The organism is Pseudomonas syringae group sp. J248-6, from assembly GCF_032586995.1.
In the GTDB taxonomy this organism is placed as follows: Bacteria; Pseudomonadota; Gammaproteobacteria; order Pseudomonadales; family Pseudomonadaceae; genus Aquipseudomonas; species Aquipseudomonas amygdali.
The window spans coordinates 33,739-49,407 of the sequence record NZ_JAWHOP010000008.1 but is presented as its reverse complement, the minus strand read 5'-3'; the positions used below and the strand labels follow the sequence as shown (position 1 = coordinate 49,407).

At 58.5% G+C, this 15,669-nt stretch carries 9 protein-coding genes; all 9 read right to left on the bottom strand.

The features are described from left to right. Window positions 1-59: 59 nt before the first annotated feature. Window positions 60-452: a flagellar protein FlaG gene (locus tag RYC17_RS12655; protein WP_002554300.1), complete on the bottom strand. Its 393-nt coding sequence runs from the start codon at window positions 450-452 to the stop codon at window positions 60-62. Between the two features lie 72 nt (window positions 453-524). Further along, window positions 525-1,373, bottom strand: coding sequence for a flagellin domain-containing protein (locus RYC17_RS12650; RefSeq protein ID WP_058401327.1), 849 nt, complete (start codon window positions 1,371-1,373; stop codon window positions 525-527). 327 nt (window positions 1,374-1,700) lie between these two features. Further along, window positions 1,701-2,627, bottom strand: coding sequence for a ketoacyl-ACP synthase III (locus tag RYC17_RS12645; protein ID WP_316903355.1), 927 nt, complete (start codon window positions 2,625-2,627; stop codon window positions 1,701-1,703). Between the two features lie 284 nt (window positions 2,628-2,911). Then, window positions 2,912-5,818: a glycosyltransferase gene (locus RYC17_RS12640; protein WP_122258544.1), complete on the bottom strand. Its 2,907-nt coding sequence runs from the start codon at window positions 5,816-5,818 to the stop codon at window positions 2,912-2,914. A 141-nt stretch (window positions 5,819-5,959) separates the two neighbouring features. Continuing rightward, entirely contained in the window at window positions 5,960-9,535 is a 3,576-nt protein-coding gene (locus RYC17_RS12635) for a glycosyltransferase (protein ID WP_058401324.1), read from the bottom strand. A gap of 88 nt (window positions 9,536-9,623) precedes the next feature. Next, on the bottom strand, window positions 9,624-11,216 hold the full coding sequence (locus RYC17_RS12630) for a flagellar hook-associated protein 3 (protein ID WP_058408774.1): 1,593 nt from the start codon (window positions 11,214-11,216) through the stop codon (window positions 9,624-9,626). Window positions 11,217-11,229: 13 nt separating this feature from the next. Further along, window positions 11,230-13,290 carry a flagellar hook-associated protein FlgK gene (gene flgK, locus RYC17_RS12625; RefSeq protein ID WP_122258545.1) on the bottom strand — a complete coding sequence of 687 codons (2,061 nt, stop codon included), beginning with the start codon at window positions 13,288-13,290 and terminating at the stop codon, window positions 11,230-11,232. Window positions 13,291-13,301: 11 nt separating this feature from the next. Further along, complete coding sequence (gene flgJ, locus RYC17_RS12620) at window positions 13,302-14,546, bottom strand: flagellar assembly peptidoglycan hydrolase FlgJ (RefSeq protein ID WP_122281109.1); 1,245 nt, start codon at window positions 14,544-14,546, stop codon at window positions 13,302-13,304. A 10-nt stretch (window positions 14,547-14,556) separates the two neighbouring features. Beyond that, window positions 14,557-15,666, bottom strand: a complete 1,110-nt coding sequence (locus RYC17_RS12615; RefSeq protein WP_058401320.1) for a flagellar basal body P-ring protein FlgI — start codon at window positions 15,664-15,666, stop codon at window positions 14,557-14,559. Between the last annotated feature and the right edge of the window lie 3 nt (window positions 15,667-15,669).

Sequence of the window (15,669 nt, the reverse complement as noted above, 5' to 3'; positions counted from 1 at the left end):
GCCGGTTTTACTGCCTTTTCACAGGTCACGCAAAACGGCAACAAATACCGTACTGACAATCAGGCCTTGGCGCGGAACAACAAACTGTTCGCATCACTCAGACTATCGGCCAGCTTCAGGATTTCTGCATTGGGAATTTGTCTTACCACTTCACCCGAGTCACTGGCAATGACCTTGACGATCACTTTGCCAGAAGCTTCATCGATCGAAAACTCGAGATTGCGCTTCACCGAATGAAAAAATTTCTGGATGTCTTCTGCCGCGGCTTTGACTTTCGCCTCGTCGTGGGAGTCATCCTTGTGCAGATCCGAGCCTTTACTTTCCGCTGTAGCGGCAACACGCTCGACTGACGGCGTATCGGCAGGCTTGTCAACAGACTTGTCTGGCACTGGAGCCTGACTCGCCGGTTGGGCGGCCGGATAAGAAACGTTCAGCTTTACACTCATATCCATAACCATCACCTCCGAAAGTAAAAAAGCGAGAGAGCGCTATTACGCACTCCCCCGCTAAAACTCATGTCGCTATTACTGAAGCAGTTTCAGTACAGCGGATGGCAGCTGGTTAGCCTGAGCCAGAACAGAGGTGGAAGCCTGTTGCAGGGTCTGTTGCTTGGTCAGCTGTGCAGTTTCAGCAGCGAAGTCGGTATCTTGTACGCGACCCAGTGCAGCACTGGCGTTTTCGTTGATGTTCTGCAAGTTGGAGATGGTGCTGGTCATACGGTTTTGTGCAGCACCCAGGTCAGCACGGGTGGAGTTGATGGTCTGCAGAGCCGAGTCGATGGCGGCGATGGCTGCAGAGAAAGCTGATTCCGAAGCGGCGCTATCGGAGCCGGCGATGGTGACAGCCGAACCGACACCCAGGGTGTTGGCGTCGAAGCTTGCGCTCAGAGTCAGAGTGATCTGGTTCGAAGCGCCCGAGTTGGAACCAACCTGGAAAGTCATGGTGCTGGCGGAACCGTCAAGCAGGTTCTTGCCGTTCAGGTTGGTACTTTGAGCGATACGGGTCAGCTCGGAACTCATCGCGGTGAATTCTTTGTTCAGCGCGTCACGGTCAGTGGAGCTGTTGCTGTCGTTACGGGACTGAACAGCCAGTTCACGCATACGCTGCAGAATGTTGGTCGACTCTTGCAGAGCGCCTTCAGCGGTCTGCGCCAGGGACATACCGTCGTTGGCGTTTTTGATCGCCATAGTCTGGCCGCGGATCTGCGAAGTGATCTTGGTAGCGATTTGCAGGCCGGCAGCGTCATCTTTGGCGCTGTTGATTTTCAGACCGGAAGACAGACGAGTCATCGAGGTCGAAAGTGCGTCGGAAGCGCGACCCAGGTTCTTCTGGACGTTCAACGATGCTACGTTGGTGTTTACTGTTAAAGCCATGATGAATTCCTCGTTGGTTTGGTACTACGTGGCTTCCGGCCCCTGCAAGCGCCGGGTGTGCCTAGAGAACCTTCGTAATAGTTATCGTCGCGATGGCAGGTTGCTTGAGTGTTTTTTTTGAATATTTTGCCATCATGCCTGCAACCCTTATAAAACAAGGGTTTGAGGCGAAACCAAACCAACATGACGCGAGGAAACCCGTTGTCTGAACTTCACGTTCCAGAAAGAGCAGGCCACTGTAGAAGTTCAAAAATGTGACCAGAATCGATTATTCAAAAAAAAGCGCCCGGTGAACTAGTCACGGGCGCTGTTTTAGCCTGCGGCGATTCAGACTTTATAGATAATCGCAGAACCCCAGGAAAGCCCCACGCCAAAACCGCTCAGCGCTACTCGATGCCACGAAGAGTTGAGTACGTGCTTTTCAATCAGCAATGGAATACTCGACGACACGGTGTTACCCGTCTCAACCATGTCCTTGAGAAACTTCTCGGGCTTGTCTTCAAAGCGGCGCGCCACGGCATCGACAATGGCAGCGCTGCCCTGGTGAATGCAGAAAGCATCGATATCGTCAGGCGTCAGGTCTGACTCTCCCAACAGTTCATGCAGGTGCGCCGGTACTTTCAGCAGCGCAAAATTGAACACCTGGCGACCGTTCATGAAAAACACGCCGTTGCTGACCTTCAAGTGCGGCGCACCCGAACCGTCGGTGCCGAATTTAGCCTTGCCCAGTTGCCAGGCAGCGTCCTCGCCCATCCAGGTCGCTGTGGCTGCATCGCCAAACAACATGGTGGTGTTGCGGTCCTGCGGGTCGACGATTTTCGAATACGGGTCAGCGGTTATCAGCAGACCGTTTTTCAGCCCTGCCGCTTCCATGAACCCCTTGATCGCGTAGATGCCATAGACATAGCCGGAACAGCCCAGCGAAATGTCGAACGCAGCGACATTGGTCGACAGACCCAGCTTGTCCTGAACGATGGCTGCGGTATGCGGCAGCCCCTCTTCGTCGCCGTTCTGGGTGACGACGATCAAAACGTCAATACTTTCGCGCTTGAGCTGCGGGTTGTTGGCAAACAGGGTATTGGCCGCTTCAACGCACAGGTCCGAGGTTTCCTGGCCAGCGTCTTTACGCGGCAGAAACGTGGAACCGATTTTCCCGAGGATGAAATCTTCATCCTTGCCGAAACTGGCACCTTGAGCGTAGTTATCCACGCCAGCAGTGGGCACGTAACTCGCTATGCTTTTAATGCCAATCATCATGGCTTCCCGATGAGTAAACAGGTCATTTTTCGTCCCGATAAGATCAGGGCGCTACCGAATAAGGGTGATTGCAGACATTTTCAGGGCGCAAGGCATGTGAAAGCAAGCCAGGCGCGTGTCGCTCCCTGTAACACAATACAGTGAAGATGCACGTTATGACCCGCAGGTCACGCCGGTTTGTACGCTTTGCGATTATTGGCGGAGGGAAAAAACAAAATGACGCCACAGCAGAAGGGAGACGATCCGGCCGTAAAACAGCCGGATCGCATGATGCATGCAGCTTAAACCGCCAGCGTGAACCCCTTGCCGTTGAGATCGAGATTGGCGTTATAAGCTTCGTCCTGGGCAAACTGCGCCGCCCACTTTCCGCTCAGCGCGCCAAGCGCTGGTTCGGGAGCATTTACCACGCCTGAATGAACCACCTGAACATGCGGGGTCCAGACGGTCAGATAGCCCGCCTGTGCAGCCTTCAGGCACAGGTCGACATCGCCCAGCGACTCGGCAAAAGCCTCTTCGTCCAGCCCGTCCAGTGAGTCGTACAACGCCTTGGCAATCATCAGGCAGGCTGATGACACGGCGGAGTAGTTCTGCTCGACCACCAGTCGCTGCATATAGCCACGTGACGTCTTCGGCTCGCCAACGAAGCCGGAACCGACACCGCCATTGAGTCCAAGAACAAGACCTGCCTGGGTAATGGTTCCTTCACGGTCCACCAGACGCACGCCGACCACGCCCACTTCCGGACGCTGCGCCTGGTTGAGCAACGACTCGATCCACCCGACATTGACGATCTGGCTTTCGGCATCCAGCAGAATCAGGTACTCGCCCTTGGCTTCCTGGCTGACCAGATTGCGCAAGGCCGCCGTGCTGACACGCTGCTCGGCGCGAAATACGCGTACCCGGCTGGACAGCTGTTGCTGCTGGTCGAGCCAGGTCGACAATTCGGCAGAGGTGCTGGCGTTATCACCGATCAGCACTTCATAGCGCTGATAGCGGGTGCGTTGCAGGATACTGTGCAGGCAACGTTGCAGTTCCGGCAGATTGTCCTGGCTGTGGAGCAGAATCGAGACCACCGGCCGATGGGCATGGCGATAATCGATCTTGTAGGTGCCGGGCAACGCCGAACTGACCTCAGCCTGATAACCACGCTGGCCCAGATGACGTGTCAGCGCCTTTTGCTCGTCCTGATTATCTTCGGGTTCGGGGGCATCGCAGATCAGCACCGGCTCGCTCAAATGAGCCAGACCGCTCATGCCGCCTTGCTCGATCAGACGCAGCAGCAGGTCGAATTCCAGCGCCTTGGGAAACTCTCGCGAATAGCCGCCCGCCTCGACCAGCAATTGGCGGCGAATCAGCCAGTGCCGAGCGGCCAGTGTCGGCACACTTTGCAGCAGATCAAGGTTGAAGCCCGGACGGAACAACGGCGCCAGGGTGCCGTTGGCTTGACGGTGAATCTCATCCACAGCTACGGCCCGGCATTGCCCGGCGTCAATCAACTCGGCACTGGCCAGCAGCAGACCGCTGCGGGTGAACTCTTCACCCGCCTGTACCAGCATCAACCAGTCGCTGGAGGCCTGTTTGACGACCTGATTGATCTTGTCGACATAATTGTTTTCGGCGACTTTGACGAAGTGCAGGGTGTCGTTCAGGCTGGTGGTTGCCGGCAGATCACCGGTGGTGAATACCACGACCTTGAACGCTCGATAATGGCTGTTGATCAGGCTGTCGAAGGTTGCCTGCAGCTTGAACACGTCGGCTTCCAGATCAAGCAGCAAAATACCGATTTGCGAACCGGCTGGCCGACGCGCCAGCTGCGTGGTGAGCTTTTTCAGTTGTGCCGGTGCCGGATCACGCGAATCGAGCCAGTCGAGCAACTTGCCGGAAGGCATGCCACGCAACAGCTGGCTGTTATCGAAAGCGGAATCAGCCTGCAGACGCTGGCCCCAGGCAACAATACGCTCAGCGCATTCGATGTCTTCCTCGTCCTCGGACTTGCCCAATTCTTCGGCCAGTCGTTGCACGACGCTGTGACTGAAGGCGTAGTGTGCATAGGCTTGCCACAGACGGCTCAAAAGCGACTCGGCGTCCGGGTTGCTCTGTACACGCAACAGCTCGGCCTGCTTGACCAGCACGGCTTCCAGCCCTTCCATCTGCACATGCCCTGCCGGCAATAGATGGATCAGAAACTCGATTCGCGCCAGTTCGTCGAACAACGGCTGGTTATAGAACGGCAGTTCAACGAACTGGCGAGGCTCGAACTGCGCGTCCACCTCTGCCAGAGCAACGTTCCACACAGAGCTGATGATTTTTTCGCCGCCCTGATACGGCTGGGTTTCCAGGCATTCAGCCATTGCTGCGAGGCCGGCCAGTATGTGCTGCTCGCCCTGCTCACCTGCCAAGCCACTGGCGGCGCCCAGAGACGAGACCAGCAGACGCGCAAGCGTTTCGCGCTCGGCTTTGGCCTTGGGATCGATGTGCTTGACTGCGCCTGCGATGGCGGCACCGTAGCGATGCTCTGCCTCCTTGCCGGCATTGACGTGCAACGCGTAGGGGATGGGCAGGATGCGCAATGCGGCGGCCGCAACCAGAAAGGTCATATGGCCGATTTCCTGCCAGTGCAGCTCGGTGCCCTCAGGCACTGAAGTGAACCACTGACGCGCCAGCCCGGTCCGGGTCACGGCATTGAGCAGCGACAGGCTTTGCCCCATGAAGCCCAGAAGCCGCTCACCGGCCTGATCAGACGCGTAGTCCTCATGAACCTTACGGTCGCGGCGGAAATAATCCACATGATCGACGTAGGCCTGGTAACCCAGGCTGTAGCCCTGGCAAGCGCCGTAACGCTCGTTGCTTTCAAGGAAACTCACGGCCTCGGTCAGTGCGTCAGGCAGCAGGAAACTGTCGACCTGCGCGTACACCACAAAGGGCGTGGACACCTGCTTGAGGCCTTCTGCAATTCTGGCGCTGAGCCCGGTTTCACTGAGGGCGGCGTTGTGGATGTACTGCAGCCCGGCACGCTCCGCAACCTGCGCGTCGGGCGCAGGCGAGGCATCGACCACAATCACATTGCACGGATAACTGCTGTAGTACTTCAGCGCACGACGCAGGAAATCCGGCTGATTCTCGGCGAGCAACAGCAGGGTCAAACGCTGGCTCAACGGTGTGGTTTCATTTCCAGAATGGCTTTGCATGAGCTTTCCTTGATAGCGTGCCGATGGCGTCTCTAATCCTGGTGACCAGAAGCAACCCTGATAACCAAAAGACCCGGTCAACGCAAGAGCAAACAACACAGCTCCAGCCATCAGTGGCTGGAGCGCATCAAACAGGTCGGGTCAGTCGGGCAACCAGCCGTTAGCCCAATATTGCAGGTTTTCTCCACGCAACATGAAATCGCGCAAGACGGTTTCGCGCAATTCGTCGCCCATACGATAGCTCGCATTGGGGTCTGACAGGTGCATGCGAATCGCCTGCAACCATTCTTCGGAGCTGTTGGTGTAGACCCGCGTAGCCGGCAAATGGCCGCGGTACGCCTCGGTGTCCGAACAGATGACCGGGTAGCCGCACGCACCGTACTCCAGCAGACGCAGATTGCTCTTGCAGTCATTGAAGATATGGAATTCCAGCGGTGCCAGGGCCAGATCAAGGTTCAGGCTGGCCAGTTTGGCCGGGTAGGTTTGCAGGCTTACAGCTGTGTGATACTCATGAATGTAAGGCTTGAGCAAGTCCGGGCACATGCCGAAGAACACCCATTCGACTTCATCGGCCAGTTCACGCACGACATCGACAATCAATTCCAGGTCGCCGCGATGACTGGTCCCGCCGCCCCAGCCGATCCGCGGCTTGCCGGAGGTGCGGCGCTGGCTTTTGAGGCTGCTCCACAAGTGCGTCGCCAACATGTTCGGCACGACACGAATGTCGCTGTGCATGCTCGACAGCACCTGAGCCAGCGGCTGGGTAGACACCACCACGCGGTCGCACAGGCCTATGCCCTTGCGCAGCATCTCGGCAATGTTGTCGGGCATGCTGCGCCGGTGCTCGTTCCGCTCGGGCACATCAATGATGTAGTCATCCAGTTCAAAAATGCGCATGGCACTGGAGTAGTTTTTGGCCAGAACGATATCTTTGATCTTGGGTTCGGAATAACGCCCTTGAAAAACGATGACGTCCGGACGCTGGCGCTCGATCTCGACAGGCGTAGTCGACTCATAGGACATTCGGCCAACCACTCGCCCGGCCGCTATCAGCTCAAGCAACGGTTGGCTGACACGGTAATGACCCACTGCCGACGAGTTGACCAGCATGCCCAGAATCGACGGCAGATGGCGGGTGCAGAACGGCTCCCAGCCCACTTGCAGACCTGGGTCAAGATCGAAAGCCTGCACTTCACTGAGGTGAAGATTGGGGTTATAGGCCGGGTCGCGAGCCATTTTTGGCAGCCATTTTTCAAAGAACGATTGCTGCTCGTTATCCAGCGCCTGACGAGACGTTTCAGAGCGCTCGGCGGCGGCAGGCTCGGCCAATACCAGTGACGAATCGGGTGTGCCGACAATCAGGTAGCCGTCACGCCCGACCCGCATGCACAGGTCCAGATCCTGCAGCCCTTGGGTGAAGGTTGCAGCCTCCATGCCGCCTGCCTGGTCGAAAACTTCCTTGCGGACCATCAGGCAATTGCCACTGACCGCGCTCCAGTTCTGCGTCAACTGCAGACGCTGCATGTAGCTGCTTGAGCCTGCCGGATAATTGATGAAGGGCCGCCCCGCCAGCCCGTCCATGCCCATCACCATCCCTGCGTACAGAATATTGCCCTGCGGGGTGAGGATTCGTGGCCCGACGATGCCCACCTCGGGACGCTGGGCATGGTTGAGCAGACTTTGCAGCCAGTCAGCCTGATGCAGCACAGCATGCGGGCTGAGCATGAGCAGATAATCGCCGTTGGCGTGCCGCGCGGCGAGGTTCTGAGCACTGGCTTCGCTGCCGGGCTCGGTCAGCGCATAAATGCGCAGCTTGTCGCTGCCCAGCTCACTCATCGCGGCAAACCAGGCGCGGGTATCGGCGCTCTCGCTGGCGTTGTCGACGATCAGCACTTCAAAATAAGGGTAAGTCGTGTTGCTGAGCAGGCTTTCTACACACCGCTCCAGGGCTGCCAGTTGATCCCGGGTGGTAATGATCACCGATACCAGCGGGGTTGTAGCATGCCGGTATTCGATCCGGTTCAGCAGTGGCAGCTGATCATGGTGGATGACGTGCTCTCGGCCAATGCGCGAAAGATGGGCCGATACGACCGACTCGTTATGCTCGATCACCTGAGGCAGCGAAAGCCATTCAGCGTAGGTCAGGGTCGATTCAACCTGAACCTCGGCGATGTGTTCGACAGACTGAGGCCCGACGCCTTCCACCAGACGCCAGATGAAATCGTGCGGTGCCAGTTCGCCGTGCACAGGGTCGAAGCCGCCTGTGTCCAGCAGATTGCGGCGCTGGAACGCCAGCGTGCGGCCAACATAAGGATAGGCCCGCATCAGGTCCAGGTTGAAATCAGGCTTGAAGATCGGCTCGCTGGATTTCCCATCGACCAGAGCGCCTTCATCGCTGTAAACGCACAACAGGCCCTCGCTTTGCGCGACTCGCTCTGCCAGCACCAGCAGTGACGGCTGAGTCAGCCGGTCCCCGGCACGCAGCAGATAAACCCAGTCGGCGTTCTCCAGCAGCGGCAGCACTTCGTTCAGTTGGCGCGCCCAATCCGGCTGCAACGAGAAGCGCAGCACCTGCGGATCGTCAACATCGGCATTGGTCAACACAACCACTGAATCAGCGGCGTAATCCTGCTCGGCAATGCTGCGCAGGGTGATGTCCAGCCCTTCGGCATCGCCAAACGGGTCAACGACCACCGGAACGATGCGCGGCTGCCACGTCCAGTGTCCGATGCGTTTCTCGATCAGTTTTCTCTGCGGGGCGGTAAATTGCCGACACGACAGCCACTCGGTGTAAAGCTCGGCGTAGGTTTCGCTCTTGCTGCCCACCCGGCTGTGCATGACACCCTGACGGCTGGCCATTATCCCGTAAAGGCCGACCTCGTCCCACTCACGGGGCTGTTCCAGCGCCTTGCGCAAGGGCAAAAAGCGCACCCAGCCCTGGGCCGGGGCCTGCTCACCGCTACGTGCCTTGAGCATTTCGTTCAGCCAGCCCCATTCAGTGGCGGCCTTTTGAATCACGTCGGGCTGGCCGCTGAAACGATCCGGGTGTCGGCGCTCGACGTTTTGAATAGTGTGCAGCGCCACCAGGTTGCCACGGCGCAACAGGCATATGAACAGCGCAAAATCCAGCAGTGCGATAAACCCCTGTCCCGACTGGGCAATCGAAGGCAGGTACTCCATAACATCGGCACGGCGCATCAGAGCAGCACTGAACCCGCCCAGATAATTGCGTGGCGTACGCTCGAAAATCGCCAGCATGTCCTCGCCTTTGAACACGGCGTCGTAGGGCACGAGCCCGACGTTTTCCAGACGGGGTGGCAATACGTAGTCATCGATGTCGACCAGATGTCGTCGGCCAACGACCAGACTCACGTCTTCATAGGCATCCAGAACGCCTGCCTGGTTAGCGATGAAGTACGGAAAGAGGCGGTCGTCGTCACACAGAAACTTGATGTATTCGCCGCGTGATTCTTCAAGGCACTTCAGCAGGTTGCCCTGAAACCCCAGCCGCTGCGGGTTGCGCACGTAACGCGCGAGGTTGCCGGATGCGGGCACCAGTTCGTCGAAAACGGCCTTGATTTCATCGGTGCGGCAATCGTCGCAGACAATGATTTCCAGGTTGTCGTAAACCTGATTCAAGGCACTTTGTAGCGCGGCGCGGAAGAACCGGGGATTGAGGGCGGGAATGACGATACTGACGAGGGGGACTGAATTCACTATTGCAGACTCGCGAGCGGCGGGAAGCTACCGGTCAAGTAACCTCCCTCACCGCTGAAATAAAGACGGCGGATGCTCAATGCCAGGGTTACAGCTGGCTGAACAGGTTCAGCTTGGACAACTGGACAAATACCTGCTGAGAGGCATCCAGCATGGTCTTCTGCAGTGTCAACCGGGTGGTGGCCTCAACGATATCGGCGTTGACGTAGGTGCCTTGCTCAACCGTGTTGTTACCCTTCAGCAACTCGTTGGTCGTGCCTTGCGCCGTCGCCGCCAATTGGCGTGCGCCGCCGGCGGAGCGCGCCGTGGACGCCTGGTCGATGCTGCTGGCAATGTTGCCAAGCGCCGAGCCCAATGCGGCATCAAGCTTTTGCGAGGCAACCAGATTGCCGTCAGTGGGTGTCGACAACGCCTTGATCGCCGCTGTCAGCGTATTGAGGATGTTCTCGGTCTGGTGCGTGCCGGACTCCACGACAAACTGATCACCGGCTGCTGGCGTGCCGCTGACCGTAAAATTGACGCCCGACGCATTGGCCGTCGAACCGGTCAACGTGCCACTCGACACCGGCTTGCTGCTGCTGGTGACAGGCGACGCATACAGGTCGTAGGCAGTGGCGCTGGTGAACTTGAGAATCGCACCATTGGGCGGAAAAGTGTTGTTGAACGCCGTGCGGTCAGCCGTTGTGTTGCCCACTGCCGAACTGCTGATGGTGGCGGCCGATGTGTTACCCGGGCTGCGCGAGGTCGAGACCGTGTCTGGCGTCGAGGCCAGTTCATAGCTGCGATTGGTCAGTGCAGTAGCGGCCGTTGCAGGCGTGGCAGATTCGGCAGCTGACAGGTTGATGTTCATGGTCAGCTCTACACCGCGGAAGGTGAAGGTCTGATCAGCGAACGAGCCATAGCTGAATTTACCGGCAGTTGACGCATCGGTCGTGACATCGGTGCCGCTGGCATCGGTAATCTTGAACTGCGTACCGCTGAGGAACGTCATGGTGTACGGTTCGCCAGCCTGATAGCCCGAGTTGTAGGCGCTGGTGGACGTCACCTGACCGCCAGTCAGGCCGACCTTGCCGTCGTCGGTCGCAGGCGAAAGCAGCGTCGACGACGTACGGGTAGTGTTGACGGCTTGCTCGAACGCTTCATAGCCTGTGGTGTTGCTCGGCAAAACCAGGCCATCACCAATCGCCAGATTGACGCTGGTCTGGTCCCCGCTGTAGCTGTAAGTGCCATCGGCATTCTGCGCGTACGGCGGCGCCGAAGACTTGGACCCGGCAAAAATATACTGGCCGTTGGAGTCCTGGCTGTTCATCAAGCCGAGAAGCTGGCTCTGATACTGCTTGAGTTCAGCAGCCTTGGCCAGGCGGTCGGAATCGGTGTAGGCACCGTTGCCTGCCGACACGATCACTTCACGGGCCGTCTGCATCGTATCGACGATGCTGGTCAGCGCGGTCTCGGAATTGACGATGTTGGTATTGATCGTGCCGATGTTCGACGCGTACTGGGTCAGCATGGAGTTCTGCTGAGCCAGTTGCAGGACACGTGCAGCACCCACCGGATCATCGCTGGCGGTGTTGAGTTTGATGCCGCTGGAGACCTCTTCACTGGTCTTGAGCACATTCGAATACGTACGCTGATAATTGGTGTTGGTGGATTCGTAGAACTGGGTAGTTGAGATCCGCATGGTTCACGACTCCTTAAAGGCTGTTGATCAGCGTGCTGAAAATGGTTTGGGCCGCCTTGATGATCTGCGAAGAGGCCGTGTAGTACTGCTGATACTTGATCAGGTTGGCCGCTTCTTCATCGAGCGACACGCCCGAGACCGAATCACGCGCGGACTTGGCCTGTGCAACGACGGCAGCGCTGGCGGTGACATCGCTCTTGCCCTGCCCTGCCAATGTGCCGACGACCGAGACCAGATCGGAGTAAGCGCCGGACAGGCTGGTGCCCACGCCGCCGTTGGTGACGCCGACGGTCTTGGCCGTCTGCAACCCCACCACAGCCAGCGCATTGCGGTTATCCGAAGAGCCGGCACCGGTCAGGCCGATGCTGAACGTGTCATTGACCAATGGCGAACCGGACAGGGTCATCTGCACTTCGAACGCGGTCTTGCCAGCCGGGGTGGTGGTGTTATCGGTGTAACCGATGCTCAGCTTTACAGCGTTGCTCTGACCCTGAATGATCGTGCCACTCACCGCGCTGCCATTCTGGTCAAGCACAGGCGCACCGCTGGCATTAATCAGCGTGTAGCTCTGCACACCGGTACTGCTGACCGCACCCATCACCAGCTTCATCGGCGCGGAGTCTTTGATCGCGTTACGCAGGTCGGAGGTCTGAACGCTGTCGTAGATGTCAGATTTGGTATTGAGCACTGGCTGCGTGAAGCCACCTGTGCCCGAGTTGCTGGACCCGGCAGTCGCTGTCAATGGTGCGGCGGCTGCAATGTCCTTGGGATCGGTCAACACCACCGAGATACCCGAGGCACCGTTGCGTGTCGGAGTAACCTTGAAAACGTCGCCAGCAGCCAGCGCATTGCCATTGAGGCTGACACTGAAGCCATCGAACTGTTTAGGCGGGTTGTCAGTCAGCGCACCGGTGCCGACGCTTTCGCCGTTGGGCAGGCGACGAACCGTGAAGTTGGAGGCGTCGCTGAAGGTGACTTCATAATCGTCGGCGGTCAGTTTGCTGGTATCGCCAATGCTCACGTCCAGGTTGCCGGAACCGGCGCTGTTGGTGGTCTTGCCGGTACTGCGCTGCGAAATGGCGTCGGCACTGTTGATGTTGGAATACAGGCTGGAACCGAAGTTGCCTTTGCTGTCGATGCCCTGGCTCATCTGGCTGTTGACCTGATCGGCCAGCACCATCGCGGCACGGCCAAGCTCATTGGTCGCAGGCACCAGCACGTCCGAGCGATAGCGCAGCAGACCGCCAATCGAGCCACCGCTGATCACCGAGGTGACGTCAGTCTTGGTCTGGCCGTAAGCGATTTGTACGTTGTACTGCAGAGGATCGGCAGGGCTCGGGGTCGCCGACATGGTGTACGACGTGCCACCGCTGACCAGCGATTGGCCGGTGCCGGTGTAGATATCGTAGTTGCCGTTGTTCTCGATTACTTTGACACCCACCAGCCCGTTGAGCTGGCGCACAGTCTCATTGCGCGAATCGAGCAGCGAGTTGGGCGTGGTGTTGCCAGCCCCTGCCTGAGTGATCTGTTTGTTCAGGCTTGCGAGGGTCGTGGTCAGCTCGTTGACCTGCTTGGTGAAGGTGGTGAGCTGGGCATTGACGTTGTCATTCTGCGATGACAACTGCGAAGCGACCGAATTGAAGCGCGAGCTCAACGCAGAAGCCTGAGTCAGGAATGCCGAACGGTCCGAGGACTGCGTAGCGTTGGTGGCAATGCCCTGCATCTTGGTGAAAAAGTCAGCCAGCTGCGTCGACACGCCAGTCGCGCTGTCGGACAGCAGCGTATCGGTCTTGCTGGCCTGGCCGGAGTACGCAACCGCATCGGCGCTCAGGGCAGTACTGGTTTGCAATTGGGCATCAAGGTAGCTGTTGTAGATACGACGCACGTCAGACAGCGTCGTACCGGTGCCGATGTAACCGACACCCAGGCCGATATTGATCTGTGCCGAAGCCGTGGTCATTACCTGCTGACGCGAGTAACCGGCGGTATCCACGTTGGCCGTGTTGTTACCGATGGTGTTGATCGCGGCACTGCTGGCATTGATACCTGAGAGCCCAATTGAAATCAGCGACATGATTCAAAACCTTATAAAGTCGTGGAAGAGCCCGATGCAGCAGCGTAAGTCTGGTAACTCTTCATCTGCTTCGCGATCTGCGAAATCTTGCTGGCGTAGGCTGGGTCAGTTGCATACCCGGCCTTCTGCAATTCTTTTACAAACTGTTCCGGTTTATCGGCCGAATTGACCACTTCTTTATACCGATTGTTGTTCTGCAACAGGCTGACCAGGTCGTGGAAGCTGTCGGCGTAGGAATCGTAGGAACGGAAGTCTGCGGTTTCCTTGACCATCTTGCCGTCACGGAACTCACTGGTAATGGCGCGCGCTTCAGCGCCTTTCCAGCTACCCGCCGCCTTGATGCCGAACAGGTTATGACTGCTGCTGCCATCCTGCTGACGCATGATCGACTTGCCCCAGCCGGTTTCCAGCGCAGCCTGCGCCACCAGCATCACCGGGTCGACGCCAATGCGTGCGGCTGCGTCCTTGGCGAGCGGCAACATCGTTTCGACAAACTGGTCGGCACTGCTGAATGCGCGCTTGGCCGGTGCCAGCGGTGGCTGGGCAATGGAACGCACGTACTCAGGCGCGGGTGCCAGGTTGGGGTCGAGCGTCCAGTCGCCGTTGTTGCCATTGCTGCTGGCGGTTGCGCGAGCAGGTACCGGGCTGTTGCTGACGGCTGCGGTGGCGGAAGGCACGATGCCGGCCAGCAATCGGTCGGTGAGTTTGGTTGGCAACGACAGACGACGCGAGTTGAGCGCCGCCATGTCATTGCGCCCATCACCAGATGCAGAAACCGCGGCAGCCGCCTGATCTGCCGCCGCCGAGCGCGTGGCCCACAGCGGACGCTGATAGACACTGGTCGCCAGGCCGGTTTTGGCCGGGATCGTATCGCCAGTCGTTGCAGGCGTGGCCGTCGTATCGGTCGGTGCTGCGTGCTGAATACCCTTGTCCTTGGACAGTTGACGCATCAGCACGTCCTGCAAACCGATGCCGTTGCCACGGGTGGACAGGGTGACCGCCAATTGCTGGTCATACATGTCCTGATACTGCCGCGTCGCCGGGGTGTTCATCGGGTTGTCCTTGGCCAGCACTTCGTTGGCCGAACGCATGGCCTTGAGCATCTGGCTGACGAACAGCGACTCGAACTCCTGAGCAACCTTCTTCTGGTTGGCCACGCTGTCCTTGTCGCCATGCTTCAACGCTGCCAGACGGTTGACGTCGGTGTAGGCACCGGAGTCGACCGCTGACGAAATTCCGCTCTTGGGCATGTCCATTATCGAGTCCTCAGATAACGATCAGGTCGGCTTGCAACGCACCGGCCTGCTTAAGGGCTTCGAGGATGGCCATCAGGTCACCGGGCGCAGCGCCCACCTGATTGACCGCACGAACAATCTCGTCCAGCGTGGTGCCTGGGCCGAATTTGAACATCGGGTGCAGTTCCTGCTGGGCATTGACCCGCGAACGCGGCACGACCGCTGTCTGGCCACCGGACAATGCGCCCGGCTGGCTTACAATCGGGTCTTCGGTGATGGTCACGGTCAGGCTGCCGTGCGTTACCGCAGCAGGCGAAACCCTGACGTTCTGACCGATCACGATAGTGCCGGTCCGCGAATTGATGATGACCTTGGCAGCGGTCTGGCCCGGATCGACTTCCAGGTTCTCCAGAATCGACAGATAGTCGACACGCTGGCCCGGATCAAGCGGCGCGGTCACACGTACCGAGCCGCCATCCAGCGCCTGAGCAACGCCAGGGCCGAGCAGCTCATTGATCTTGTCCACAATCCGCTTGGCAGTGGTGAAGTCGGACCGGTTCAGGTTGAGGGTCAGGGTATTACCCTGATTGAAGCCGCTCGGCACCGAGCGCTCGACCGAAGCACCACCGGGAATACGGCCCGACGACGGAACGTTGACAGTGATTTTCGAACCGTCACGGCCTTCCGCATCAAAACCGCCGACCACCAGGTTGCCTTGTGCGATGGCGTAAACATTGCCGTCGACACCCTTCATTGGCGTCATCAACAGCGCACCGCCGCGCAGGCTCTTCGAGTTACCGATCGAGGAAACGGTGATGTCGACCGTCTGACCCGGTTTGGCAAACGCTGGCAGATCCGCGTACACAGCAACTGCTGCAACGTTTTTCAACTGCACAGTACCGGAGCCGGACGGCACCTTGATGCCGAACTGCGACAGCATGTTGTTGAACGTCTGCAGGGTGAACGGGGTCTGGGTGGTCTGGTCACCCGTACCGTTGAGACCCACGACCAGACCGTAACCGATCAACTGGTTGGCCCGCACGCCGGAGATGCTTGCGATGTCCTTCAAACGCTCGGCGTGAACGCCGAACGCTGTGGACAACAACAAGGTCGCCGCTATCAGTTGCTTGAGCTTGATCATGTC

What these genes read in the sequence shown, in the direction of transcription:
- RYC17_RS12655 (WP_002554300.1), bottom strand. Translation starts at nt 452, where the DNA reads ATGGATATGAGTGTAAAGCTGAACGTTTCTTATCCGGCCGCCCAACCG.
- RYC17_RS12650 (WP_058401327.1), bottom strand. Translation starts at nt 1,373, where the DNA reads ATGGCTTTAACAGTAAACACCAACGTAGCATCGTTGAACGTCCAGAAG.
- RYC17_RS12645 (WP_316903355.1), bottom strand. Translation starts at nt 2,627, where the DNA reads ATGATTGGCATTAAAAGCATAGCGAGTTACGTGCCCACTGCTGGCGTG.
- RYC17_RS12640 (WP_122258544.1), bottom strand. Translation starts at nt 5,818, where the DNA reads ATGCAAAGCCATTCTGGAAATGAAACCACACCGTTGAGCCAGCGTTTG.
- RYC17_RS12630 (WP_058408774.1), bottom strand. Translation starts at nt 11,216, where the DNA reads ATGCGGATCTCAACTACCCAGTTCTACGAATCCACCAACACCAATTAT.
- flgK (WP_122258545.1), bottom strand. Translation starts at nt 13,290, where the DNA reads ATGTCGCTGATTTCAATTGGGCTCTCAGGTATCAATGCCAGCAGTGCC.
- flgJ (WP_122281109.1), bottom strand. Translation starts at nt 14,546, where the DNA reads ATGGACATGCCCAAGAGCGGAATTTCGTCAGCGGTCGACTCCGGTGCC.
- RYC17_RS12615 (WP_058401320.1), bottom strand. Translation starts at nt 15,666, where the DNA reads ATGATCAAGCTCAAGCAACTGATAGCGGCGACCTTGTTGTTGTCCACA.